Genomic DNA, 23,030 nt, shown 5'->3' on the forward strand with positions numbered 1-23,030 from the left:
AATGCAAAAAGCCACGGCCCAGGCCGTGGCTTTTACGCTTGATTCCTCGCGTGAGGCGAAGCGCTTCTAACTTCAGCGCTGCGCTTCGTGCATCGCATCTTCGGTCAGCCAGAGCGATTCCGGCAGATCCTGCTCGTTGAGGTTCAGCCCCTCGCCGCCCCGATCGACAACGATAAAGTCGCTCACGTCACCCAGCGCGATCAGCGGATGGTGCCAGACGCCCTTCGCATAGTTCACGCCCTGCCAGCCGCTCGACACGAACGCGCGGATCTTCGTCACGTCCAGATCGCCCGCCGGCGCGACAACGACGAGATACGGCTTGTCGTTGAGCGGCACGAACGCCTGGCTGCCAAGCGGATGACGCTCGAGCATCTTCACCTCGAAGGGCAGCACGCGCGGCTGGCCGCGAAAGAGATTGACGAGCGTGCGCCCGCCCTCTTCCGTGACATCCACGTTCGCCAGATCGTGATAGCGGATCGTCGTGCCCAGATTGATCGGAATCTGTTTCGCGCCCTCAAGCTCGATCACGTCGCCGAACGGCGCGAACGCTTCGCGCGTGAGCGGCTCGATGGTCAGCGTTGTATTCACTTCGCTCATGATGGCCTCGTCGCCGGATCAGGCGAGCGTACCCCACAGACGCACGCGCGACACGCCGCCGTCCGGGAAGATGTTGAAGCGCACGTGCGTGACCGGGCCAAGCGCCGCGATTTCGCTCTCGAAGTAGTGCTGCTTGTCCATCTGCAGCTTCTGTTCGTCAAGCAGCACGGGCCAGAACATCGCCTGCGTCACGAGCGAGCTGTCCGTGCCGCCCACCACGCGCGCGGCCTGGAACGAGCAGCGATCCGGATAGTTGCCCTTGAAGTGGGCCGTATCGACTTCGATCTTCTTGATGATGCCCGGCTGTGCGAGCGCGATGATCGCCCAGTCGTTGCCAGGTTCGCGGCGGCGGCGCGTTTCCCAGCCGTCGCCCATGTTCACGCCACGGCCCGGCATGAGCAGCGTCGACGCCACACCAAAGTGCTGGTTGTTCGCGCCGACCAGATACGCGCCGTTTTCCATCGAGGCCAGATCGAACAGTTCCGTGCGGCTCGCGCCCTGCCAGTCGACCTGCGGCTGGCCGTACACGCGCAGACGCGCAATGCCGCCATCCGGATAGATGTTCACGCGCAGATGCGTGAACGGCTTCTCGCTCGACACTTCGACGTAGTGGTGGCTGTTGCCGTTGAGCGAGGTCGAGGGAACGATCTCGGTCCATTGCGTCGATGCGCCAGGCGCGCCTTCGGCCACATAGGCGCCTTCAACCGAAGCTGCAGGCGGGAAGTTGCCCGTGAAATGGCTCGTGTCGAGATCGAGGCCCTTGATGACGCCAGGGCGCGCGAGCTTGACGATGCACCAGTCGTAGCCGTTGCTACGCTTACGGCGCGTTTCCCAGCCGTCCATCCACTTGCCGTGGTCGTCGTACTTGCCCGGGATAAAGACGGCCGGCTCCGGATTGAGCATGCGCTCCTTCGGCGCGAAGAAGTCGTCGCTCGCCTCGAGCGCCTGCGCCCCTAGCCGCGGATCCGCGAGATTGACGAAGCGGCGCGTAAAGTCAGGTGCGTTGGGGTCGAGAGTCGGGAGTGCCATCTTTGTCTTCCTTCGTATCTTTTCTGTGGTTCAAAACGGCGCTGCGCCCCGCAGGTTGCTACTTGCCGGGGCGCATCGCCACGTCACGCGTCGATCAGCTCATCCAGCCTGAAGCGCGCGATACGGTAAATCTGGTCGAGGCTCGCGCGCATTTCGTCGGCGCGATTGTTGTTCACGCGCGACTCGAAGTTCGCGATGATGCCGTGGCGGTCGTAGCCGCGCACCGCGAGAATGAACGGAAAGCCGAACTTCTCGCGATAAGCGCGGTTGAGCGCCTGCAGCCTGTCGAATTCTTCCTGCGTGCACTGGTTCAGCCCGGCGCCGCTTTGCTCGCGCGTCGATTCCGCCGTCAGCTCGCCGCGCACGGCGGCCTTGCCCGCAAGCTCCGGGTGGGCGTTGATGAGCGCGAGTTGCTGCGCTTCGCCCGCCGTTTCCACCGCCTTCGACATCGTCGTATGCAGCGCGTCGATGCTCGCGTAGGGCCGTTGTTGCGCCGCCGCCTCGGCGACCCAGGGCGAGTGCTCGAAAATGCCCGAGAGCGCGGCCACGAAGGCGTCGGTCGAGGCCTGATTCAGCTGTTCAAGGGTGTAGTGCATTGCCTTCATGCGGCGACCCCGCGGTGATCGTTCTGTTGCGGTTGATAGGGATGGTGCTCGCGCCAATGGCGCGCGATATCGACACGGCGCGTCACCCAGACGCGGTCGTGCTTTTCGATGTGATCGAGAAAGCGCTGCAGCGCGCGGATGCGGCCCGGGCGTCCGAGCAGGCGGCAATGCATGCCGATCGAAAGCATCTTCGGCGCTTCGTCGCCTTCTTCGTAGAGCACGTCAAAGGCGTCGCGCAGATAGGTGAAGAAGTGATCCGCCGTGTTGAAACCCTGCGGCGTGGCGAAGCGCATGTCGTTGGTGTCGAGCGTGTACGGCACGATCAGTTGCGGCACCGTCTTGCCGCCCGTCACTTCGACGTCCATCCAGAACGGCAGGTCGTCGCCGTAATAGTCGGAGTCGTAAAGAAAGCCGCCGTATTCGGCCACGAGGCGATGCGTGTTGGGGCTGTCGCGGCCCGTGTACCAGCCGAGCGGACGCTGGCCCGTCACGCGCTCGATCGCCTCCATGCCGAGCTTCATGTGCTCCGCTTCGCGCTCGGGCGTGGCGTCCTGATAATGAATCCAGCGATAGCCGTGGCAAGCGATCTCGTGGCCCAGTTCGACGAATGCACGGCCCAGCTCGGGATGACGCTCGATTGCCATGCCCACGCCGAATACCGTAAGCGGCAGGCCGCGCTTCTCGAACTCGCGCAGGATGCGCCAGACGCCCGCACGCGAGCCATATTCGTAGATCGACTCCATGCTCATGTGGCGTGCCGGATAAGCCGCGGCGCCCACGATCTCTGAGAGGAACTGCTCGGACGCGGGGTCGCCGTGCAGCACGCAGTTTTCGCCGCCCTCTTCGTAGTTGAGCACGAACTGCACCGCGACGCGCGCCTGGCCTGGCCAGTTGGCCTGCACCGGATGGCGGCCGTAACCGATCAGATCGCGGGGATATTGGGGATCGAGTGGCATGCTGTCGAATCTGTCGAAGGGTGATGACGAAACGAAACCGGGCGGAACGCCGCGAACGAATGCCGTTGCCACTGCATTAAAACCTTGCGCCACAAGGATTGGCAGGCAGGCGGACATTCTGCTTCGAGGACCGGCCCAGTTTAGCGAAATCGTTCGGGCGCGCCCATACGCGAGGACGGATAGTACGGGTCAAGAGAGGTGTATGTGCCGGGCCGGCAAGGCCCGAGCATAGTGCAGCCCGGGCCGTTTGCGTTGCGCGTTTACCCGTAGCGCAGCGGGCGGACGGGCGGCGGCGTATCGGTCACGCTGGCCGCGCCGGTGGGGCTAAAGCGTGCGAACTCGCCGTCGTAACGCTTCGTGAGCGGCCGGGCGAAGTCGCCGCGCTTGGCGGTCGTCAGGCGCAGCGCAACCAGCGCCTCGACCCATTTCACGGCCGCGGTCACGCCATCCACGACCGGCACGCCCAGCGCGTCCTCCACCTGCGCGCACAGGCTCGTCATGCCCGCACAGCCGAGCACGATGGCGTCGGCGCCGTCCTCCTCCAGCGCGCGGCGGCATTCGTCGACGATCGCGCGGCGCGCCGCCGATCCGGGCTCGTCGAGTTCGAGCACCGCCACGTCGATGGCGCGCACGTTGCGGCAAAAGCGCGTCATGCCATAGCGCTCCGCCAGATGCCACGCCATCGTTTTGGTGCGCGAGAGCGTGGTGACGACCGAGAAGCCGGGAGCCAGCACGCTTGCCGCGTGCATGGCCGCTTCGGCGATACCCACTACCGGCCCGCGTGCGAGTTCGCGCGCGGCGTAGAGGCCGGGGTCGCCGAAGCAGGCGATCACGTAGCCGTCGAAGCCTTCGCGCTCGCCCGCCTCCACCTCGGCGAGCAGGCCGGGGGTGGCCAGCGCCTCGTCGTAATAACCCTCGATCGAGGGCGGCCCCATCGTCGGACTCACGGCCACCACTTCGGTGCCGGAGGCCGCGACGGCCCGCGCGCATTGCCCCATGGCCGCCGTCATGCGCTGCGTGGTGTTCGGATTGATCAGTTTGATACGCATGGCAATTCCCTGGTCTTCAGACATTGGTACGCATATTTGGGTGTCGTTCAGGCCTGCGCGCGTGCGCGCTCGCCCATCGTCAACACGCGATAGAACAATGCGCCCAGCGCCGCGCCGATGAACCACGAGAAGTTCGCCGCGTTGCCCAGCGCCGGCACCATCACGCACAAGATCGCGATCACCGCGGCAGGCAGCAGCGCCGCGACCGCACGCCAGTTCACGCCGTTGCTGTACCAGTAAGCGCCCTTCGGCGACACCGTGTAGAGATCGTCCACCGCAAGACGGCCACGCTTCACGAGGTAGAAGTCAACGATCAGGACACCATACAAAGGACCGATGAAAGCGCCCAGCACATCGAGCGTGTAGTGAATCACGGCAGGATTGTTGAAGAGATTCCACGGCGTAATGAAGATCGAAGCCACGGCGGCGAGCATGCCGCCCGCACGCCAACTGATGAGGCGCGGCGCGACGTTGGAAAAATCGAAGGCCGGCGAAACGAAGTTGGCGACAATATTGATGCCGATGGTCGCAATCGTGAAGGTCAGCGCGCCGAGAATCACCGCGGTCGGATGATCGATACGGCCCACGGTTTCGACCGGATCAGTAATCAGTTGTCCGAATACAGGCAGCGTGGCCGAGGTCGTGATCACCGTGACCAGCGAGAACGCGAGAAAGTTGACCGGCAGCCCCCAGAAGTTGCCGCGATGCACGCTGCGCAGCGACTTGCCATAGCGCGAGAAGTCGCCAAAATTGAGCATCGGCCCCGAGAAATACGACACCACCAGCGAGATGGCCGTAATCATCACCGGAATCACTTCGGCGCCGTGATACTTCACGCCACCAAGATTAAGGCCAATGTTCTGCCAGCCCGCGCGATACACCATGTAACCCGCGAGCGCGAACATCACCACATAGACCGCCGGGCCCGCGAAGTCGATGAACTTCTTGATGGTGTTCATGCCGTTCCAGAACACGAGTGCCTGCAGCACCCACAGCGTCATGAAGCCCGCCCAACCGACTGTCGAAAGGCCCAACATGCCGTGCTTGTGCACATCGGCGTATGGCATCAACTGCGGGACGAACTTGAGCACGACGATCACGAGCGCGCTCGACGCGAGAAAGGTCTGGATGCCGTACCAGGCGACCGCGATCAGGCCGCGAATCACGGCGGGAACATTGGCGCCGAGCACGCCGAAGGTGCCGCGGCAAGCCACTGGATACGGCACGCCATGACGCTGGCTGGGGCGTGCGATCAGGTTGCACAGCACGTTGACGATCGAGATGCCGACGATCAGCGCGACGAGCACCTGCCAGCTCGTGAGACCCAGCGCGAACAGGCTGCCCGCGAACACATAGCCGCCGACGCTGTGCACGTCGGACATCCAGAACGCGAAGATGTTGTACGCGCCCCAGGTCTGTTCCTTGAGCGGCGCGAGATCGTGATTGTAGAGGCGCTCGCTGTAACCGGCGGGCATTCGCATGCCGTCGCCGGGTTCGCTGCTCTCGCCTGAGTCGAAGGTGGGCACTGCCGGACTGCCATGTGACGCGCTGAACTGAGCCATGATCCGCTCCTTGGGATGGATATGCCGACGGAAAAAAGACGCCTTGACGCCTTAAAAACGCGTGCTGCGCCGCCTGATGCAAAACCTCATGCGGCTGCCGCGATCTCTGCGTGGAGGGCCGCGCGTGCGCACTGCGCCGGTCGCCACCGTGGCGCCCTACCCGCCGTGCCGCTGCCATCCCCAATCCTTCCCCGCGCGGCGGCGTCATGCGTCGCGCCGCGCATCATTCAGTTGTCCTTCAGTTCAGTTGTGTGGAAGCGCTTATTTTCGGGCGCTCCCACGGTCACACGTCAGCGCGCTGCAACAGCGGCGTCACGCATACCGAAAACATCCTGCAGATCCACCGACGCGCCGGTCGGCCGGTCCAGCATCTTGAGTTCCACGCCCTGCAGGTGGCGCACCATCAGCGCGGCCGCTTCCTGCGCCTGCCCGGCCTCCAGCGCCACGAGAATCGCCTCGTGATCGTCGAACGAACACGGGCTGCGTCCGGGCGATTCGTAGAGCGCCGAAATCAGCGTCGAACGCGCGACGAGGCCGTTCAGGCAATCGCACAGCACCGTGTTGCCTGTGAGCGCCGCCAATTCGGTATGAAACTCGCCGGAAAGACGGATCCACGCCGGAAAGTCTCGCCCCTCGAAGGCTTTGCGCTCGCGGCGGATGGTTTCGCCAATGCTCTTGAGCCGCCGCGCACCGTGCTGGGCGCCGCACACCCGATCCACCACGGCTAGCTCGATGATGCGGCGCATCTCGAACACCTCATGCACTTCCTGGAGCGTCGGGCTGGCGACGAACGCGCCGCGATTCGGTTCCAGATCGACAAGGTGATCGGTGGCGAGCAACGCGAGCGCCTGGCGGATCGGCCCGCGCTTGACGCTGAACACATCGCACAACTGCGCTTCCGTCAGCTTCGCGCCAGGCGGCAGACGATGCTCGAGGATCGCGGCGCGGATGCGCGCGGCGATGGCCTCGGGCTTCGTGCCGGTCGCGTCGGCTTCGGTATCGGCGTTTTGCACGTCTTTGGGCATGTCTGTCACCTTGATGTTGGGTATGCTAGTTTGGACATAAAGATTGTCAACAATTTTATCGGCGAACCTGGGGAAGATGCCTGGTCTGACCGGTCAGCCACATGCCTTATTCTGGTGAGAACCGCTTCAACACGGGGAATTCCGCACTTTCATGGTGACCGAATGCCCTTAAATGGCCCAAATTTTTGTCAACAATTTGTCCCGCTGGCGGTTCTAGAACATTTCGATAGAGAAGGATTTATTGGCTGTTAGTTGCGTATTGACGGTTAAAAACAGCGCCCGAGGGCGCTGGCGAAATCAACCCAGATGCGGATAGCCGCTCATGTTGAGTTCGAACCCGTGCGCATTGGCGCTCAGTTGCGCGTCGGCGCCGAAGGGCAGCGTGACCAAGTCGGCGGTATGGCCGAACGGCAGGCCAGTGAAGACCGGAATGCCCGCCAGCGCGCGCACCTGCTCCACCACCGCGTGCATGTCGTAGCCGTTGTCGTAATCGAAGGGTTTGCCGCCCGAGAAATCGCCGAGCACGAGCGCCTTCTGGCGCGCAAGGATGCCCGACAGATGCAACTGATACAGCATCCGTTCGATGCGGAAGGGTTGTTCGTTGACATCCTCGACGAACAGGATGCCGCCCTCCACCGGCGGCATGTACGGCGTGCCGATCAGCGACGTGAGCACCGCCAGATTGCCGCCCCAGAGCATGCCCGAGACATCCGCGTGCTGCGACTGAGGTGTCTTCACCTTGAGCGTGAATTCGGGCTGCGTGAGCGCCTGCCAGAAGTGCTGCATCGTGAAGCTGCTCAACTCCGGCGCGCCGAAGTCGCCCAGCAGCATCGGACCGCCGAAGGTCGTGAGCCCCGCGCGTGCATAGAGTGCGAGCTGGATCGCCGTGAAGTCGCTATGGCCCACCAGCGCAATGGGCTGACCCGCCAACCGCTTTTGCAGCCCCTCGTAGTCGAGACCGTGCAGGATGCGCACCGCACCGTAGCCTCCGCGAACCGCCAGCGCGATATCGGGCAACGCGCGCGAAGGATCGGCCAGGCGATTCAGTTCGGCGGCGCGCTGGCCGTCGGTGCCAGCAAAGCGCTGAAAACGGCGCTCCGTGGCTTCGATGTTCTCAACCCGATGACCCTGCGCGCGCAGCCGCGCGATGCCGCGATGCACGGCTTCCGGATCGTGGGGGTAGCCTGACGGCGCAATCAGTTCGATGGTGCGATGGGTGGTCATGTTCGACTGGTTCGAATTCCACCAGGCGCCATCAGGCTGCGGCGGCGCGACGTGGCGGTGTGAGTCAGTGAGGATCGGTCCGGCCAGGATTGGTCCGGCCGGGCTGTGCGCTGGCCGCATCGGCGGCTTCTGCGGCGGCGCGGCGTGCTTCGCGGCTCGCACGGCGGCGCTCGGCAAAGAAGGCGCGCAGCGCGTCGCCGCATTCGGTTTCGAGCACGCCGCCCACCACGCTCGTATGGTGGTTGAGCTGAGCGTTCGAGAACGCATCGACGACACTGCCGCACGCGCCCGTCTTCGGATCGCGCGCGCCGTACACCACGCGCGAGATGCGCGCATGCATGATCGCGCCCGCGCACATGAGACACGGTTCCAGGGTCACATAAAGTTCGCAGCCGGGCAAGCGGTAGTTACCCAGTGCGGCGCCGGCGGCACGCAACGCCGCCATTTCGGCATGGGCCGACGGATCGTGCGTGCCGATCGGATGATTGAAGCCCGTCGCGATGACTTCGTCACCGCGCACCAGCACCGCGCCAACCGGCACTTCGCCGGCCGCGCGCGCCTTGTCGGCGGCGGCTTGCGCCAGGCGCATGAAATGGCGGTCGCGTTCGCTGACGGGATCGGATTCGGGGATAGGGGGGGATTCAGCGGAAGCGGCCGCCAGCGGCGCTGCGGCTTCGGACGGCGTGTCGTCGGGTTCGCGTGCGTCGTCGGGCGCGCCGGACGGCGTCATGGCGCCCACGCTCAAGCGGCACCCGCCGCGAAACCCTGTGCGCTCGCCGCGCGCTCGGACAGCCGCTCGGCGATGCGGCGGCGATATTCCTGCGGCACCACCATCGGGCCGCCGCGCAGCGACTCCAGCGCCATATCGAGGGCGAGCAGGCGCGCACGCAGACGGCACTGCGCGGCCTTGTCGCCCACCTTGGCGAGTTCTTCCTGGAGATCGCGCAACGCGCGCAACTGTTCGAGCGCGGGCGGCACGAATCCGGCGTTCTTCAGGATACGGTTCGCGACACGCACTTCTTCGGGCACGAAGAGGTCGTCGTCGAGTTCCTGGGGCGCTCCGGCGCCGGGCAACCCTTCGAAATCCCCGCGCGCGGCTGCGGCGGCAATCCGTTGTTCGACGAGGGCATCAAGCAATTTCATCGGCAATCCACTACGTTGCGGCCACGGGATTCTATCAGGGTAACACCTGGAAGACTGCGCTAGTCCGACATGGACGACATGGAGGCCCTACACATTGACAGACACGCCATTTGATGCGAGGCGCATGGGCGAGGTGCCATGCCAAGCCCGAGGAAAGCCGGATTCGTCCGATAGGCGCGCCTCGGAGGCGGGAGTAAGGTCGTTCGATTCGCCGCCAGCAAACGCGCGACGGCACCCTTCCCTTACTTGCGCAGGCAACGATGAAATCTTCTTCATTTTTCCGCTTACCGATCACGCGGCGGGCGCTTTGGGCTGGGCATCGCGCTTCCTCGCGGATCGCCCGGATGGTGCGGATGATGCCGCAGTGGCGTTTTGCTGTGGTTTGCGTGCTGCTTTGCGCCAGCCTGAGTGGCTGCAGCGTGTTTTGCGGCGCGGCGGGCGGCAGTGGCGGCGGCGCGGCGGGGGTATGTGGAATCGGCACGGGAATGCGATTCTGAAGCGGCGCCCGGATGATCGGGCGCCGCTTCGGCAACTCACAGGGGGCTTAGTCCTTCAGCACCTTGCCCACGGCATCGACCACGATGCTCACGTTCTTTTCGTTGAGGCCCGCCACGCACATGCGGCCCGAACGCAGGATGTACACGCCGAACTCCTCCTTGAGGCGATCGACCTGCTCCGCGCTCAAACCCGTGTACGTGAACATGCCGCGCTGCTTCACGTAGCGCGACAGCGCCTCGCCGCTCACATGCGCCTTCAGGCCGTCGTGAATCGCCACACGCATACGCGCGATACGCTCGCACATGGCCGCCAGCTCGGTTTCCCACGATTGGCGCAGCGCCGGCGTCGTCAGCACGCGCGTGACGATCTTCGCGCCATGCGTCGGCGGATTGCTGTAGTTCGAGCGCACCGAACCCGTCAGTTGGCCCAGCACACGATCGGCTGCCGCCGCGTCTTCGCAGATCACGTGCAGACCGCCGCAACGCTCGCCGTACAGCGAGAAGTTCTTCGAGAACGAATTCGCCACCAGCGCCGGGATACCGCGACGGCCCAGTTCGCGCACCGCGAACGCATCGGCATCGAGACCCGCGCCGAAGCCCTGATACGCCATATCGACGAACGGCAGCAGATCGCGCTTTTGCAGCACGTCGATCAGTTGCACCCATTGGGCGTCGTCCAGATCGACGCCGGTCGGGTTATGGCAGCACGCGTGCAGCAGCACGACGCTCTTCGCCGGGAGCGCGTCGATGGCCGCGAGCATCGCGTCGAACTTCAGGCCGCCTGTCGCCTCGTCGTAGTACGGGTAGGTGTTCACCTGGAAACCCGCGCGCTCGAAAATGAAGCGATGGTTTTCCCACGTCGGGTCGCTCACCCACACCTGACTTTGCGGGAAATAGCGCTTGATGAAGTCCGCGCCCACCTTGAGCGCGCCCGAGCCGCCGAGCGTCTGCACCGTGGCCACGCGCCCGGCCGCCCGCGACGGACATTCGGCGCCGAACACCAGCGTCTGCACCGCGTCGCGGTACTGCGCGAAACCGGCCATCGGCAGATAGGGCTTCGCGCCCGGCTCGTTCAGCAGCGCCGCTTCCGCTTCGTGGACGGCCTGCATGACCGGCAGGCGGCCTTCGTCGTCAAAATAGATGCCAATGCTCAGATTGACCTTGTTCTGCCGCGGATCTTTCTGGAAGTTCTCGTTGAGCGAGAGGATCGGGTCGCCGGGATAGGCATCGATATGTTCGAACATGGCCTTAACTTGTCGGTTACGGGAAAGTTGCTGGAATACGGATGATAAGCGCCTGATGCGGGTTCATGGGGCGCTCGCATGAACGCCCTTCCCCCACGGGCGACTTACTGCCCCTGGCGCGTCTGCATGCCGCCGTGCAGAGCGGGCGCCGCACCACGACGCCAGAACCGATACGCGCCACCGAGCACCGCCAGCCACACGGGAATCAGCCAGACGGACAGGCGCAGATCCGGAATCAGATACATCACCACGAGAATACCCGCGAGGAACGCGAGACACAGGTAATTCGTGAACGGATAGCCAAAGCTGCGAAACGCCGTCGTCTCGCCGGCACGCGCCTTCTCGCGACGGAACTTCAGGTGAATCAGGCTGATCATCGCCCAGTTGATGATGAGCGCCGATACCACGAGCCCCATCAGCAGCTCGAAAGCCTTGCCCGGCATGAAGTAGTTGATGACCACGCAGGCCGCCGTCGCCACCGCCGTCACGGCGAGCGCCGTCAGCGGAATGCCGCGGCGGTTCACCTTGAGCAGCGCCTTCGGTGCGTTGCCCTGCTGCGCCAGACCGTAGAGCATACGGCTGTTGCAGTACACGCCGCTGTTGTAGACCGACAGTGCGGCCGTGAGCACGACCACATTGAGCACGTGCGCCACGAAGTTGCTGTTCATCGCATGGAAGATCAGCACGAAGGGGCTGCCGCCCGTCACGACCTTTTCCCACGGATAGAGCGAAAGCAGCACGCCCAGGGCGCCGACGTAGAAAATCAGGATGCGGTAGATCACCTGATTGGTCGCGCGCGGAATGGTATGCGAGGGATCGTCCGCTTCGGCGGCGGTGATGCCGACCAGCTCCAGCCCGCCGAACGAGAACATCACGACCGCCATCGACATCACGAGACCCGAGACGCCGTGCGGGAAAAAGCCGCCATGCGCCCAGAGATTCGAAATCCCGGCCTGTGGTCCCGCGTTGCCCGAAAACAGCAGCCAGCCGCCGAAAGCGATCATGCCGACGATCGCCAGCACCTTGATGATCGCGAACCAGAATTCGAGCTCGCCGTAGGACTTCACGCTCGCCAGGTTGATGCCGTTGATGACGACGAAAAAGCCGAGCGCCGACACCCACGTCGGCAGCCCCGGCCACCAGTAGTGCATGTAGATGCCGACCGCCGACAGCTCCGCCATGCTCACGAGCACGTAGAGCACCCAGTAGTTCCAGCCGGAGAGAAAGCCTGCGAACGGGCCGAAGTACTTATCGGCGAAATAGCTGAACGAACCGGCGACGGGCTCGTCGACGACCATCTCGCCGAGTTGCCGCATGATGAAGAACGCCACGATGCCCGCGATCGCATAGCCGAGCAGCACGGAAGGCCCAGCGGTCTGGATGGTCTGTGCGATGCCGAGGAACAGTCCGGTGCCGATCGCGCCCCCGAGCGCGATCAGCTGGATATGTCGATTCTTGAGGCCGCGCTTGAGATGACCATTCTCGTCGCCGCGACGGCCCGAAGGCTTGCCTGGTGTAGTGGAAACCATGTCTCTTCCTGTCTCTTCTTTATCGATGCGTCGGCAAGGAACCGGCTGGCTGATACGTACACTGCGCCGTACACCGCGCCGTTCCCTGTGCGGCCACGCGAAATAATATTGCGCGCGCAACCTTCTGCGCTGGCGCGCTCCCAAGGCCGCCACAGGTGGCTAACCGCCTTGTCAGGTGCGCCCAGTGTATAGGCGGTGAGGAAAAATATGATTTCATCTGATACGCAGGCAAACCCTGATTGGTACAATTTCATTTCGCATTGAACTCATCCCGAGCAAGAAAAGTGCAGACACTCGCCCTCGACCCCATCGACCTGCGGCTTCTCGCCGCCCTGCAGGAGCACGGACGCGCCTCCAATCTCGAACTGGCCGCGGCTGTCAAGCTCTCGCCCGCGCAGACATTGCGGCGCCACCGACGGCTCGAAGAACTGGGCGTCATCAAGCGCTATGAGACGCGACTCGACGCGCAGGCACTCGGCTTCGGCGTGGTCGCGTTCATTCAGGTGACGATGGAGCGCGGGCACATGCGCGAACTCGTGAAGTTCAAGGAGCTCATCGCAACGCTGCCGCAAGTGCAGGAGTGCTATTCCGTGACCGGCGATATCGACTACGTACTGAAGGTGGTGGCGCGCGATCTCAAGGCGCTCTCCGAATTCCTGCTCGACACGCTCATGCGGGCGCCCGGCGTCAGCAGCGTGCATTCGATTGTGTGCCTCGATGAACTCAAGGGGACGAGCGCGATGCCGTTGGAGGCGTGAGCGGAGCGTGAAGCCGGCTCGCTGGGGATAAGTCCAGTGCGGATTCGCAATTTTATCTCATTTGAGTCGCCCAGATGAGGGATGATTGCATTTTGACGCCCTGAGATGGCTGAAAATGGAGCCACAACGGGGAATCCAATAGCCACAAAAAAACCCGCGCCGGATCAAGATCCGTGCGCGGGTTTTGTTTATCGCCGGCGTTTTGACGCGTCGTCCACGGCCCCAACGCAGATCGCGACAATCCGCCGATCAGAAAGAGGTGCGCAACCCGACACGAGCGATGGCCTGCGAGGCGCTGCTCGACGAACCGGAGGGATTCAGGATGCCATCGATGTCCGCTTGCGCGCCGGAATTGGCCCGCTGATAGACCCCTTCTGCATAGACCATCGTGCGTTTGGAGAGCGAGTAGCCCAGAATCGCATTCAACTGGTTCGCATGGTTGTCATTCAGCACCTCATTGCCTTTCATATACATGTAACTCAAGCCGAGCGAAACGGCAGGCGTGATTTGCCAGTTAGTGGCGAGTTGGCCGGAGTACGCATAGGCGCCCGTCAGCTCGTTACGAACCGTGACAAGGCTTGCCGACGTCAGCGTGGGCCCCACGGCGTAGTGAGCACCGACACCCCAGTTTCGAATGGCCACCTGCGGAGCGTTACCGAGCGAGCCAGGATATTTCTGCTCGGTATAGGCGGCGCCAAAACCTAGTGGACCGCGATCGTAGTTCAGGCCTACACTCACGCCCGAATTCGATCCGAACGACCCGGCAACGCCGCCGAACGAATAAAGCGCACCAAAGGAAAACCCGGCGATTTGCGGCGACTGGTATTTGACTGCATTACCGATGGGAATGCCATTCGTGCGGGCCCACCCGAACGAGCCCGTCGGGTTTTGCGGAATGCCCAGGTTCTGAAACGGACCTGCGGCAAAACTATATAGACCACCGGAAAACTGGCCAGGCGTGTTGTTGTGCTCGGTCAGTGAAGTAAACATAAACTCGTAGACGTTCCCCAGCGTCAACTTGCCAAATCTGGGATCGTCGAGTCCGACGTACGCATTGCGCCCAAAAATTCCCGGTTGCACGGTCGTCCCCGTACCGAGATAAAACTGATTTTCGAGCTTGAAGATTGCCCGGGTTCCTCCTCCCAAGTCTTCGGCGCCTTGAATACCGAAAAGGTTGGGGGCGAAGATCCCATCATCGAATTTGGTTACGGAATGTCCACCCTCATTGGATATATACGATATCCCGGCGTCGATCATCCCATACATCGTCACATTGCTCTGGGCAAAAGCATGATCTATCGTTAGTAATACGAATAATGGTATCGCGCAAAGCTTTTTCATATTCCGTCTCCAAACTGCGTTTTTATTTTTTAAAACCGCGCATTATCGCCTTAGCGACCGATCGCGCATCCAGTCCAACACGGCGCCCCTCCTTCCTTCAGGCCATGATTTGACCGTCCTCACCCCAAGACGTGCGAGCCGTCTTTAATCCGACAGACTGCAACGGTGCGCACGTCGCGGGGATTCCGTTGCTCGCTAATGGCTGCCGTTGACCTGTCTGGCAAGGTCAAGCGCGACATCGACAATCATGTCTTCCTGGCCGCCCACCATGCGGCGCCTGCCCAGTTCGACGAGAATGTCCACGGTCTTCAGGCCGTACTTCTTCGCGGCCACCTCCGAGTGGCGCAGGAAGCTCGAATACACGCCCGCGTAGCCGAGTGCGAGCGTCTCGCGATCCACCCGCACCGGGCGGTCCTGGAGCGGGCGCACGATGTCATCGGCCGCGTCCATCAGCGTGTACAGATCGGTGCCGTGATTCCAGCCCATGCGCTCCGCCGCCGCGATGAACACTTCCAGCGGCGCGTTGCCCGCACCGGCCCCCATGCCCGCGAGCGACGCGTCGATACGATCGCAGCCCTCTTCCACGGCCACGATCGAATTGGCCACGCCCAGCGACAGGTTGTGGTGCGCGTGCATGCCGGTTTGCGTTTCCGGCTTGAGCACGGCCTTCACCGCGCGGAAACGATCGCGCACGTCGTTCATCGTCAGCGCGCCGCCCGAGTCGACCACGTAGATGCAGGTCGCGCCGTAGCTTTCCATCTTCTTCGCTTCGACGGCGAGGTTTTCCGGCGTGGTCATGTGGCTCATCATCAGAAAGCCCACCGTGTCCATGCCGAGTTCGCGTGCGTATTCGATGTGCTGCTTCGAGATGTCGGCTTCCGTGCAGTGCGTGGCGACGCGCACGATGCGCGCACCCGCGTTGTACGCCGCCTTCAGGTCGTGAATCGTGCCGATGCCGGGCAGCAGCAGCGTGGCGATCTGTGCGTGCTCGACCACGTCGGCCACGGCTTCGATCCATTCGAGGTCGCTGTGCGCGCCGAAGCCGTAATTGAAGCTCGAACCTTGCAGGCCGTCGCCATGGGCGACTTCGATGCTGTCCACCTTCGCGCGGTCCAGCGCACGAGCGATGTCCTGCACGTTCTGGATCGAGTACTGGTGGCGGATCGCGTGACTGCCATCGCGCAGCGTCACGTCGGAGATATAGAGTTTCTTGCTCATCGCCCTGTCCCTTAAGTTCTTTGCACGCCAGGCAGCGCCTGCGCCATGCGCTCGGCGGTGGCGAGCGCGGCGGAAGTCATGATGTCGAGATTGCCCGCGTACGCGGGCAAATAGTGCGCGGCGCCCTCCACTTCGAGGAACACCGACGTTTTCAGGCCGCTGAAGTTGCCAAGACCCGGAATGTTGAGCGGCGCGCTCGCGGGAATCTCGTCGAACTGCACCTTCTGCTTCAGGCGATAGCCCGGTACGTAAGCATTGACCTTTGCGACCGTCTCTTCGATCGACGCTTCGATCTTTTCGCGGTCTGCAAGGTCGGAAAGCGTATAGACGGTGTCGCGCATCATCACCGGCGGCTCGGCCGGGTTCAGCACGATGATCGCCTTGCCCTTCGCCGCGCCGCCCACGGCTTCGATGGCCTTCGAAGTCGTCTCGGTGAATTCGTCGATGTTGGCGCGCGTGCCAGGTCCCGCCGACTTGCTGCTGATCGACGCGACGATTTCCGCGTAATGCACCTTCGCCACGCGCGAGACCGCCGCGACCACGGGAATCGTGGCCTGGCCGCCGCACGTCACCATGTTGACGTTGAGCGCTTCGATCTGCGCGTCGATGTTCACGACCGGCACGCAGTACGGGCCGATCGCAGCAGGCGTGAGGTCGATCACGCGAATCGACGGCTTGAGCTTGCGCAGTAGCGCGTCGTTTTTCACGTGCGCGCCCGCGGACGTAGCGTCGAACACGAAAGCGATCTCGTCGAACACGGGCAGGCGCGTGAGCCCCTCCACGCCTTCATGCGTGATCGCGGCGCCCAGGCGCGCGGCACGCGCAAGGCCATCGGAGTTCGGGTCGATGCCGACCATCGCCGCCATTTCCAGATGCCGGCTGTTGCGCATGATCTTGATCATCAGATCCGTGCCGATATTGCCTGAGCCAATGATCGCGGCCTTGAGTTTTTCCGAAGCCATAGTGAATTCCTGTATCAGGCGGTGAATGTCGCGCGAACGCTGCCAAGGCCTTCGATCTGCGCGGTGTACGTACCGGGTTCCTTCACGGCGACCATTGGCCCGAGCGCGCCCGTGAGCACCACGTCGCCCGCGCGCAGCGGCGTGCCGAGCTGCGCCATGCGATCGGCCAGCCATGCGGCGGCGTTGAGCGGATTGCCGAGGCAAGCCGCGCCGTTGCCGCGCGAAAGTACCTCCGCGTCGCGCGAAAGCTCCATTGCGCAGGCACTCAAATCGATCTGCGAGAGCGGCACAGGACGGCTGCCCACGACGAAACGCGCGCTCGATGCGTTGTCCGCCACCGTATCGACGAAGCGGATATCCCAGTTCTGGATGCGGCTATCGACCACTTCGATCGCCGCCAGTGCATACGCGGTCGCGTTCAGGATGTCGACGAACGTGTGCTTCTCCTGCGTCAGGTCGCGCTCCAGAACGAGCGCGATTTCGGCTTCCACCTTCGGCTGGATCAGTTGCGAAAGCGGAATCGGCTCGCTGTCGCCATAGGCCATCGAGGCGAACAGCGCGCCAAAATCGGGCTGTTCGACGCCCAGTTGCTTCTGCACCGCGAGCGACGTGAGGCCAATCTTTCGCCCAACGATGCGCTCGCCACTCGCCACGCGCCGTTCCACGTTGGCCTGCTGCACCGCGTAGGCCGTGGCGATGTCATCAACGGCGATACCGCCCGGCGTGCCGCCCGTGCGCACCGGCATGATGGTCCGGCACGAGACTTCGGCGTCACGCAAGCGCGTAGCAAGCGTGTGCACCATAGTGTTATCAAGCATCGGTAAACTCCTTCTTCGATCGATGCGGGTCGGCGCCACGGCCGCCCCGCACGTCGTATTCCGTTACCGCCAGTCACCGCCTACGCAGCAGCGGTGCAAACCGGCACGGCAAGACCGCTCACATCGGCTGCGGCCACGAAACGATCGGGACGCAACGCGACCGCACGCGCACCGTATTTGCGCAGCCAGGGACGCAATACGCCGTCGAGGTCGATCAATTCGTCGGCTCCCCGGGTACGCTGGTCCTGCTGGCGCACAGCGATGTACCGGGCGCCGAGCCGGTCCCACTCGTCCTTCTCGCTGGCGGTGAGCAACGTTGCGGGGTCAACGTCATCGCCGAGCAGCACGAAGCCGTCACCGAGCAATTCATCCAGACGGGCCATCCGCCCGCGCGTGTCTCCGACGACGGGTTGCGGCACCATGCGGCCAACGATACTGTCCCTGGCGAGCGGGCCGCGCAGCCATCCGGCGGCGAGCACCGGCGGTGCAATCAGCGGCGCCTCCGGTGCATCCTCCGCGGGCGGCGCGTTGAGAGCCGCCTGCTCTTCATCCGTCAGTTCCTGCTTGATGACGCGGCCAAGCTGAACGGCGAGTTGCGTGTAGAACTCCGCGTTGGGGCGACGCTCCGTTTCGTAGGTATCGAGGAACGGCTCGGGCAAGGTCCCATTAATCACGCCCGCGAGCTTCCAGCCGAGATCGAACGCGTCACGCATACCGGTCTGCATGCCGGCGCCGGCCCAGGGCGGCATCAGATGCGCTGCATCGCCGGCAAGGAAGACGCGTCCGACGCGCCATGTTTGCGCCATGCGGGTATGGTGGCGATAGAAAGCGTGCTGATGAATTTCGACGTCGTCTTCGCTTACGCCGAGCGCCTTGAGCAATGGCCACACCTTGTCGTTCGTCGCGAAGTCCGCCTCGGTCTCACCGGGCTTGAGCGGGAGTTCCCAGCGATGATTGCCGCCCGAGAGCGCAATATCCACCACCGGCCGCTCCTTGTCCGACCAGAAGGTCAGCAGATTGCGATCCGGCCACCAGCGCTTCACACGGCAGTCGACCACGATCCACAACACTTCCAGCGTATCGCCGAGCAGCTTCACACCGAGTGCTCCGCGCGTCGCGCTGCTCCCGCCGTCGCAACCGATCGCATAGCGCACGCGCGTGGAAGTCCGGGCGTCCGTGTCCGCATCCTTCGCCGTCACCGTGACACCCGCTTCGTCCTGGTCCAGCGCCACCACCTCCAGGCCATAGCGCACGTCGATCTGTGCGTGGCGGCTTGCGCATTCGCGCAACGTCGCCTCCATCGTGGGCTGATAGATGTTGAAAAAGCGCGGCTTGATGCCGAGCGTCGAAGGAGGATGCTCGATGCGCATGATCTCGGTGCCGTCATAGCGCATCCAGCGCAGCGCGCGCTGCGGATCGATGCATTTCAGAACCGGTTCGTCGACGCCCAGGCTCTGGAAAATGCGCATGGTCCAGTCGTTGACGGTAACAGCGCGGGCACGGGGGTAAATGTCGCGGTAGCGTTCGAATACGACGGTGGAGATGCCATATTTCGCCAGAGTAAGGGCAGCGATCACGCCGCTCGGGCCATAGCCGACGATGGCAATGTCGGCGTCGTAGTTGAGATGCTCCGTCATGGGTAAAACTCCACTAGAAAATTTGCCGCTTCAATGCAACAACGAGCTATTTAATTCGTACTGCGTAGTTAATAACCCGGATGTCTCCGTACTCACGTCTGCTCGTACCGGCGATGGCTTGAGGCGTCTGCGCGCCGTCGCCGTCGCGTTTAGCCTTTCAGGAAGTCGAGAACGAGCCGGTTGAATTCTTCGGCGTGTTCCCATTGGGCCCAGTGACCACATTTCGGCAGGATGTGGAGCCGCGCATCCTGCAAGGTGTTGATCATGCGCAGGCCATGATCGAGCGGTACGAAACGGTCGTCGCGGCCCCATGTCACCAGGGTCTTGTGGGCGATCTCCGGGAAGCGGCTCGACAAATCCCAGTTGGTGACGGGACAACGCTTCGAACTTTCGACGAAGTTCTTCAGGTGATTCAGGTTCGACTCGATGTTGCTCCAGCGTCCCTTGCGCAGTTCCTCGGTAATCGCTTGCGGATCGTAGACGAACACCTCGAGCATGGCCTCGAAATTCTCGTAATTGGGCTGCATGTACAGCTTGAACATGCGCTTGATACCTTCTCCAGGCTGCGGCTGAATGATGCTTGGACCTTGTGCGCCCGGTCCCATCAACACCATGCGATCCAGGCGATCGGGGAACTCCAGCGCAAAGCTCAAAGCCGAGGCGCCGCCCATCGAGTTGCCAACCAGATGAGCCTTTCCGATACCGAGCGCATCCAGCACGCCCTTGGTCGCGCGCGCGTTGAGCAGATTGCGAGGCACGTCACTGACGATCTCACCCGACTTGTTGAAGCCGGGACTGTCGATCAGCAGCACGCGAAAACCCGCGTTCACCAGCGCATCGAGGTTACGGTAGTAGTTGCTCCAGCCGCTCGCGCCGGGGCCGCCACCGTGCAACATGGCGACTGCAGGACCACTGCCCGCGTCGTTGAAGTGAATGGTGAAATTTTCGAGTCCCGGTTCGTCGATCGTCACGAACTTGCTGGTACTGGCTTCGGTCAAGGACATTTTTTAGCTCCGATGGCTTGCGGTGTTGCGGTTGCTTCAGATGGAATGCGCGCGTGATGCGACGGGTTCAATGCGCCTTCGGCGCGGGTGCGCCCGGCGGCGGATTGAGCTTGTGGCCCCAGTCGCTGAGTTCGGTGTAACGTTTGACTTCCCACGTGTCGTCGTCCACGACGATGCCGCCCGAGCCGAATTCGATCGCGAAACCCGAGGGCGAGATCAGGTAGAACGAAAACATTCCGTCGTTAGGGTGGTGACCCAACTCCATCAGGATCGGCACACCAGACGCCTTGCAGCGGTCGTAGGCAAGACCGACATCGTTGGCATCGGAGCACTCGATCATCATGTGGTGGATACGCTTCGAGACCGGGAACGGGACTTCGGCGATCGCGAGTGAATGGTGGCGGCCAGCACGCGCGTGGAAGAACGTCACATCGATCGTCATGCCCGGCGCCGCGTCGCCCCCGATGCTGTCGCTAAGCTTCAGGCCGAGTATGTCCTCGCAGAACGCTTTCGCACTCGCGCTATGCTTCGGCACGGTGACGAAGTGGCCCGCGCCGAAGCGCCCGGTGCTGAAGCCACCGCGCAGCACTGACGAGCGGAACGCATCGCGGGTATTCGCCCGATACGCGGTGCTATAGAACTCATGGCGGATGCCGTCCGCGTCCTCGCAGACAAAGAGACGCGTGACGCGGCGCTGGTCGGCGACCGCCTGGTCAGCCTCGGCGACTTCGACGCCTCGGGCGCGGATCTGGGCGATATAGGCGTCGAGTTGCGCATCCGTCTCGAACTCCCAGCCTGCGGCGAGGAAGTCGTCGATGTCGCTTTTGAGCAGCAGAATGCGCTGTTCGTAGTCGTCCATGCGCAGGCCGAGCGACTCGCCGGCCACGCGCTTTCCGGCCTGCAGACCCAGCACGTTGACGGCAAACCCTTCCCACGCCGCGAGGTCGCTGACCCCGAGGACCATATATCCGAGCGTCGAGACGCTATGCATGACTTCTCCTTGTTCGTACTGCGATATAAAGGCCGCGGATTAGCCGATGGCCAGCGTCAGCATGTCCCGCTCGGGGCCGTGGCAGGCCGGGGACGATGACCTGGCGCGACGTGAATGGCGTCCGGTCAACGGTGTGTTTGATGTGGCACGAAGTATAGTGACGCGGGCCGCGCGAAAGGAAACCGCCGTTTTCCATAGGAGGTATTGGCAAAGCCGCTTAGGTAAAAACGCCAAGGTAGCGACGGCGGGCAATCCCCGATTGCGCAAAGACACGGCCCGGTGGACGATTTTCGGTCCCAGGGCGAAGCGTGCCGGCCCGGGCTAGTCAAACGGCGACGAATCCAGTCATGAGCAAATCGAATCAACTTCGCAACGTCAATCTCAATCTGCTACCGATCCTCTACACGTTGCTGAAGCATCGAAACGTGACGATAGCCGCGAAGGAACTGCATCTGACCCAGTCCACGGTCAGCGGAAGCCTGAAGCGTCTGCGCGAAGTGTTCGACAACGAACTGCTGGTATTCAACGGTCGCGAGCTGCTTTTGACGGAGAAGGCGAAGGCGCTGCTGCCGCAGCTGGAGCAATTCCAGATGGCGGGCGAATCGCTGCTCGGGACGCTCGAATTCGATCCCGGCGAGATTACCGGGCGCTTCCGTATCGCCTCGGCTGACTGGTTGAGTTTCCTGCTGATACCGCCTTTGCATGAGCGTCTCAATGCTGGCGCGCCGAAGGCCAGCGTGCAGTTCGTCCATGGCGACCAGAACTCGGGCGAAGACATGCGCCAGGGCATGATCGACATGGTGATCGCCCCGGAACGGGCATCCGACTGGTCCGGCCTCAATCTATTTAACGAGGATTCCGATCACCAGTACGAGTCTCTGTTCACCGACCAGATGGTCGGCATCGAATCGACACGGCATGCGCCGTCGCGCGCCGGGCTGGGCCGGGACGCGTACTTGCAGCATACGCATATCAGTTTCAATCTCGGGTCTCGCGTGAATGCGAGCATCGAACGCGATACGCTGGCGGGAACCGGCCTCGCACAGAACGATCAGTTTCTGATACCGGAATTCACGACGATACCGTACATGGTGGCCGCGACCGGTTGCATTGCGGCAATACCGCTATCGCTCGCGCGACCGTTCCAGGACATGCTGCCGATCCGGATTTTCGAGCCGCCAGTGGCCTTCCCGCCGCTGAAGATCATCATGGCCTGGACCAAGGCGAGCGATCGCGATGCGTCGCAATGCTGGTTCCGCCAGCAGGTTCGCGAAAGCGTCCGCGAACTCACCGCTGCATGGACGAAAGGCGCATCAGCGCCGGGAAACGCGACATCGGCGGCACCGAATAACGGTACATCGGAATCCCTGGGTTAGGACAAGTCAAGCGCAGAGCGCCGTAATAGTTGCCTGCGCATCGTTTCTTTGAAAGTCCACGTATGACTTCGCCCGCCGCCTAATCAGCACCCGCGTACGCAACTGGGGGGCGGCGCGCAGGCTCAGATCAACGGCATGGTCGGTCCGGACGGAATGTCGAGCGGGCCGAACCAGGTGCTTGCGCGGGTCGGCTTCCAGACGATGTTCTGATCGATATCGTTGCTAAGGGAGGCGGGAGCCATTCTTTATTACTCAGGATACCGAATATCTTTGGTAAGTCACGACGACCTGGACCACCCGCGTTAGCTTTGATGGTTCTGCTCATCGATGATGTCCCACCATCGCCGGCAACAAAACGGTTCCGAACGCGCGTTTAGCACGTAACGGGAACGATGCATGACAGGACTCAGCGCCCTGGCAGCGTAACGCGCGACGAACTGGCGATCCGCGCCTGTCCTCAGTCAG

General features: G+C 62.9%; 21 protein-coding genes. 2 read left to right on the plus strand and 19 right to left on the minus strand.

Going from position 1 to position 23,030, the window contains the following annotated elements; translation table 11 throughout:
- Nucleotides 1–72: 72 nt before the first annotated feature.
- The 12 genes from B0G62_RS09010 to B0G62_RS09065 all read right to left on the minus strand — a co-directional run bounded on the left by B0G62_RS09010 (nt 73) and on the right by B0G62_RS09065 (nt 12,460).
- A complete protein-coding gene (locus tag B0G62_RS09010; protein ID WP_103703847.1) occupies nt 73–597 on the minus strand; it encodes an ureidoglycolate lyase in 525 nt (174 codons plus the stop codon).
- 18 nt (nt 598–615) lie between these two features.
- On the minus strand, nt 616–1,626 hold the full coding sequence (gene alc, locus B0G62_RS09015; protein WP_103703848.1) for an allantoicase: 1,011 nt from the start codon (nt 1,624–1,626) through the stop codon (nt 616–618).
- Between the two features lie 83 nt (nt 1,627–1,709).
- Entirely contained in the window at nt 1,710–2,231 is a 522-nt protein-coding gene (gene uraD, locus B0G62_RS09020) for a 2-oxo-4-hydroxy-4-carboxy-5-ureidoimidazoline decarboxylase (RefSeq protein ID WP_103703849.1), read from the minus strand.
- A complete protein-coding gene (gene puuE / locus B0G62_RS09025) occupies nt 2,228–3,187 on the minus strand; it encodes an allantoinase PuuE (protein ID WP_103704107.1) in 960 nt (319 codons plus the stop codon). Before puuE ends, uraD begins: the two co-directional genes overlap by 4 nt.
- A 260-nt stretch (nt 3,188–3,447) precedes the next feature.
- Nucleotides 3,448–4,236 (minus strand): aspartate/glutamate racemase family protein, encoded by a 789-nt coding sequence (locus B0G62_RS09030; RefSeq protein WP_103703850.1) that lies wholly within the window; start codon nt 4,234–4,236, stop codon nt 3,448–3,450.
- A gap of 47 nt (nt 4,237–4,283) precedes the next feature.
- On the minus strand, nt 4,284–5,798 hold the full coding sequence (locus B0G62_RS09035) for an NCS1 family nucleobase:cation symporter-1 (protein WP_103703851.1): 1,515 nt from the start codon (nt 5,796–5,798) through the stop codon (nt 4,284–4,286).
- A gap of 290 nt (nt 5,799–6,088) precedes the next feature.
- Nucleotides 6,089–6,823 (minus strand): GntR family transcriptional regulator, encoded by a 735-nt coding sequence (locus tag B0G62_RS09040; RefSeq protein WP_103703852.1) that lies wholly within the window; start codon nt 6,821–6,823, stop codon nt 6,089–6,091.
- Between the two features lie 297 nt (nt 6,824–7,120).
- Nucleotides 7,121–8,047 carry a muramoyltetrapeptide carboxypeptidase gene (ldcA, locus tag B0G62_RS09045; RefSeq protein WP_103703853.1) on the minus strand — a complete coding sequence of 309 codons (927 nt, stop codon included), beginning with the start codon at nt 8,045–8,047 and terminating at the stop codon, nt 7,121–7,123.
- Nucleotides 8,048–8,111: 64 nt separating this feature from the next.
- Nucleotides 8,112–8,777: a tRNA adenosine(34) deaminase TadA gene (gene tadA / locus B0G62_RS09050; RefSeq protein WP_103703854.1), complete on the minus strand. Its 666-nt coding sequence runs from the start codon at nt 8,775–8,777 to the stop codon at nt 8,112–8,114.
- Nucleotides 8,778–8,788: 11 nt separating this feature from the next.
- Nucleotides 8,789–9,190, minus strand: a complete 402-nt coding sequence (locus B0G62_RS09055) for a DnaJ family domain-containing protein (protein WP_103703855.1) — start codon at nt 9,188–9,190, stop codon at nt 8,789–8,791.
- Nucleotides 9,191–9,734: 544 nt separating this feature from the next.
- Nucleotides 9,735–10,931 (minus strand): amino acid aminotransferase, encoded by a 1,197-nt coding sequence (locus tag B0G62_RS09060; protein WP_103703856.1) that lies wholly within the window; start codon nt 10,929–10,931, stop codon nt 9,735–9,737.
- Between the two features lie 104 nt (nt 10,932–11,035).
- Nucleotides 11,036–12,460, minus strand: coding sequence for an amino acid permease (locus B0G62_RS09065; protein ID WP_103703857.1), 1,425 nt, complete (start codon nt 12,458–12,460; stop codon nt 11,036–11,038).
- Nucleotides 12,461–12,744: 284 nt separating this feature from the next.
- On the opposite strand from B0G62_RS09065, the gene B0G62_RS09070 reads away from it, so the two are divergent.
- Complete coding sequence (locus tag B0G62_RS09070; protein ID WP_103703858.1) at nt 12,745–13,218, plus strand: Lrp/AsnC family transcriptional regulator; 474 nt, start codon at nt 12,745–12,747, stop codon at nt 13,216–13,218.
- A gap of 249 nt (nt 13,219–13,467) precedes the next feature.
- Here the strand turns inward: B0G62_RS09070 and B0G62_RS09075 are convergent, their stop codons facing one another.
- The 7 genes from B0G62_RS09075 to B0G62_RS09105 form a co-directional block, all read right to left on the minus strand.
- Entirely contained in the window at nt 13,468–14,559 is a 1,092-nt protein-coding gene (locus tag B0G62_RS09075; protein ID WP_103703859.1) for a porin, read from the minus strand.
- A 195-nt stretch (nt 14,560–14,754) separates the two neighbouring features.
- The gene (dmpG, locus tag B0G62_RS09080) at nt 14,755–15,777 is read right to left on the minus strand and encodes a 4-hydroxy-2-oxovalerate aldolase (protein ID WP_103703860.1); all 1,023 of its coding nucleotides are present in this window, start codon (nt 15,775–15,777) and stop codon (nt 14,755–14,757) included.
- A gap of 11 nt (nt 15,778–15,788) precedes the next feature.
- On the minus strand, nt 15,789–16,739 hold the full coding sequence (locus tag B0G62_RS09085; RefSeq protein ID WP_103703861.1) for an acetaldehyde dehydrogenase (acetylating): 951 nt from the start codon (nt 16,737–16,739) through the stop codon (nt 15,789–15,791).
- Between the two features lie 14 nt (nt 16,740–16,753).
- On the minus strand, nt 16,754–17,557 hold the full coding sequence (gene mhpD / locus B0G62_RS09090; protein ID WP_103703862.1) for a 2-keto-4-pentenoate hydratase: 804 nt from the start codon (nt 17,555–17,557) through the stop codon (nt 16,754–16,756).
- 80 nt (nt 17,558–17,637) lie between these two features.
- A complete protein-coding gene (locus B0G62_RS09095; RefSeq protein WP_103703863.1) occupies nt 17,638–19,194 on the minus strand; it encodes a bifunctional 3-(3-hydroxy-phenyl)propionate/3-hydroxycinnamic acid hydroxylase in 1,557 nt (518 codons plus the stop codon).
- Between the two features lie 149 nt (nt 19,195–19,343).
- Nucleotides 19,344–20,198 carry a 2-hydroxy-6-oxo-6-phenylhexa-2,4-dienoate hydrolase gene (gene bphD, locus B0G62_RS09100; RefSeq protein WP_103703864.1) on the minus strand — a complete coding sequence of 285 codons (855 nt, stop codon included), beginning with the start codon at nt 20,196–20,198 and terminating at the stop codon, nt 19,344–19,346.
- A 67-nt stretch (nt 20,199–20,265) separates the two neighbouring features.
- Nucleotides 20,266–21,189 carry a VOC family protein gene (locus B0G62_RS09105; RefSeq protein ID WP_103703865.1) on the minus strand — a complete coding sequence of 308 codons (924 nt, stop codon included), beginning with the start codon at nt 21,187–21,189 and terminating at the stop codon, nt 20,266–20,268.
- A gap of 347 nt (nt 21,190–21,536) precedes the next feature.
- Between B0G62_RS09105 and B0G62_RS09110 the strand changes: the two genes are divergently transcribed.
- Complete coding sequence (locus B0G62_RS09110; RefSeq protein WP_103703866.1) at nt 21,537–22,565, plus strand: LysR family transcriptional regulator; 1,029 nt, start codon at nt 21,537–21,539, stop codon at nt 22,563–22,565.
- The last annotated feature ends 465 nt before the right edge of the window (nt 22,566–23,030 follow it).

The organism is Paraburkholderia eburnea (assembly GCF_002917095.1).
Taxonomy (GTDB): domain Bacteria; phylum Pseudomonadota; class Gammaproteobacteria; order Burkholderiales; family Burkholderiaceae; genus Paraburkholderia; species Paraburkholderia eburnea.

Bases quoted from the DNA above. Each gene is read 5' to 3' on its own strand.
- B0G62_RS09010 (WP_103703847.1), bottom strand. From the start codon at position 597: ATGAGCGAAGTGAATACAACGCTGACCATCGAGCCGCTCACGCGCGAA.
- alc (WP_103703848.1), bottom strand. From the start codon at position 1,626: ATGGCACTCCCGACTCTCGACCCCAACGCACCTGACTTTACGCGCCGC.
- uraD (WP_103703849.1), bottom strand. From the start codon at position 2,231: ATGAAGGCAATGCACTACACCCTTGAACAGCTGAATCAGGCCTCGACC.
- puuE (WP_103704107.1), bottom strand. From the start codon at position 3,187: ATGCCACTCGATCCCCAATATCCCCGCGATCTGATCGGTTACGGCCGC.
- B0G62_RS09030 (WP_103703850.1), bottom strand. From the start codon at position 4,236: ATGCGTATCAAACTGATCAATCCGAACACCACGCAGCGCATGACGGCG.
- B0G62_RS09035 (WP_103703851.1), bottom strand. From the start codon at position 5,798: ATGGCTCAGTTCAGCGCGTCACATGGCAGTCCGGCAGTGCCCACCTTC.
- B0G62_RS09040 (WP_103703852.1), bottom strand. From the start codon at position 6,823: ATGCCCAAAGACGTGCAAAACGCCGATACCGAAGCCGACGCGACCGGC.
- ldcA (WP_103703853.1), bottom strand. From the start codon at position 8,047: ATGACCACCCATCGCACCATCGAACTGATTGCGCCGTCAGGCTACCCC.
- tadA (WP_103703854.1), bottom strand. From the start codon at position 8,777: ATGACGCCGTCCGGCGCGCCCGACGACGCACGCGAACCCGACGACACG.
- B0G62_RS09055 (WP_103703855.1), bottom strand. From the start codon at position 9,190: ATGAAATTGCTTGATGCCCTCGTCGAACAACGGATTGCCGCCGCAGCC.
- B0G62_RS09060 (WP_103703856.1), bottom strand. From the start codon at position 10,931: ATGTTCGAACATATCGATGCCTATCCCGGCGACCCGATCCTCTCGCTC.
- B0G62_RS09065 (WP_103703857.1), bottom strand. From the start codon at position 12,460: ATGGTTTCCACTACACCAGGCAAGCCTTCGGGCCGTCGCGGCGACGAG.
- B0G62_RS09075 (WP_103703859.1), bottom strand. From the start codon at position 14,559: ATGAAAAAGCTTTGCGCGATACCATTATTCGTATTACTAACGATAGAT.
- dmpG (WP_103703860.1), bottom strand. From the start codon at position 15,777: ATGAGCAAGAAACTCTATATCTCCGACGTGACGCTGCGCGATGGCAGT.
- B0G62_RS09085 (WP_103703861.1), bottom strand. From the start codon at position 16,739: ATGGCTTCGGAAAAACTCAAGGCCGCGATCATTGGCTCAGGCAATATC.
- mhpD (WP_103703862.1), bottom strand. From the start codon at position 17,557: ATGCTTGATAACACTATGGTGCACACGCTTGCTACGCGCTTGCGTGAC.
- B0G62_RS09095 (WP_103703863.1), bottom strand. From the start codon at position 19,194: ATGACGGAGCATCTCAACTACGACGCCGACATTGCCATCGTCGGCTAT.
- bphD (WP_103703864.1), bottom strand. From the start codon at position 20,198: ATGTCCTTGACCGAAGCCAGTACCAGCAAGTTCGTGACGATCGACGAA.
- B0G62_RS09105 (WP_103703865.1), bottom strand. From the start codon at position 21,189: ATGCATAGCGTCTCGACGCTCGGATATATGGTCCTCGGGGTCAGCGAC.
- B0G62_RS09110 (WP_103703866.1), top strand. From the start codon at position 21,537: ATGAGCAAATCGAATCAACTTCGCAACGTCAATCTCAATCTGCTACCG.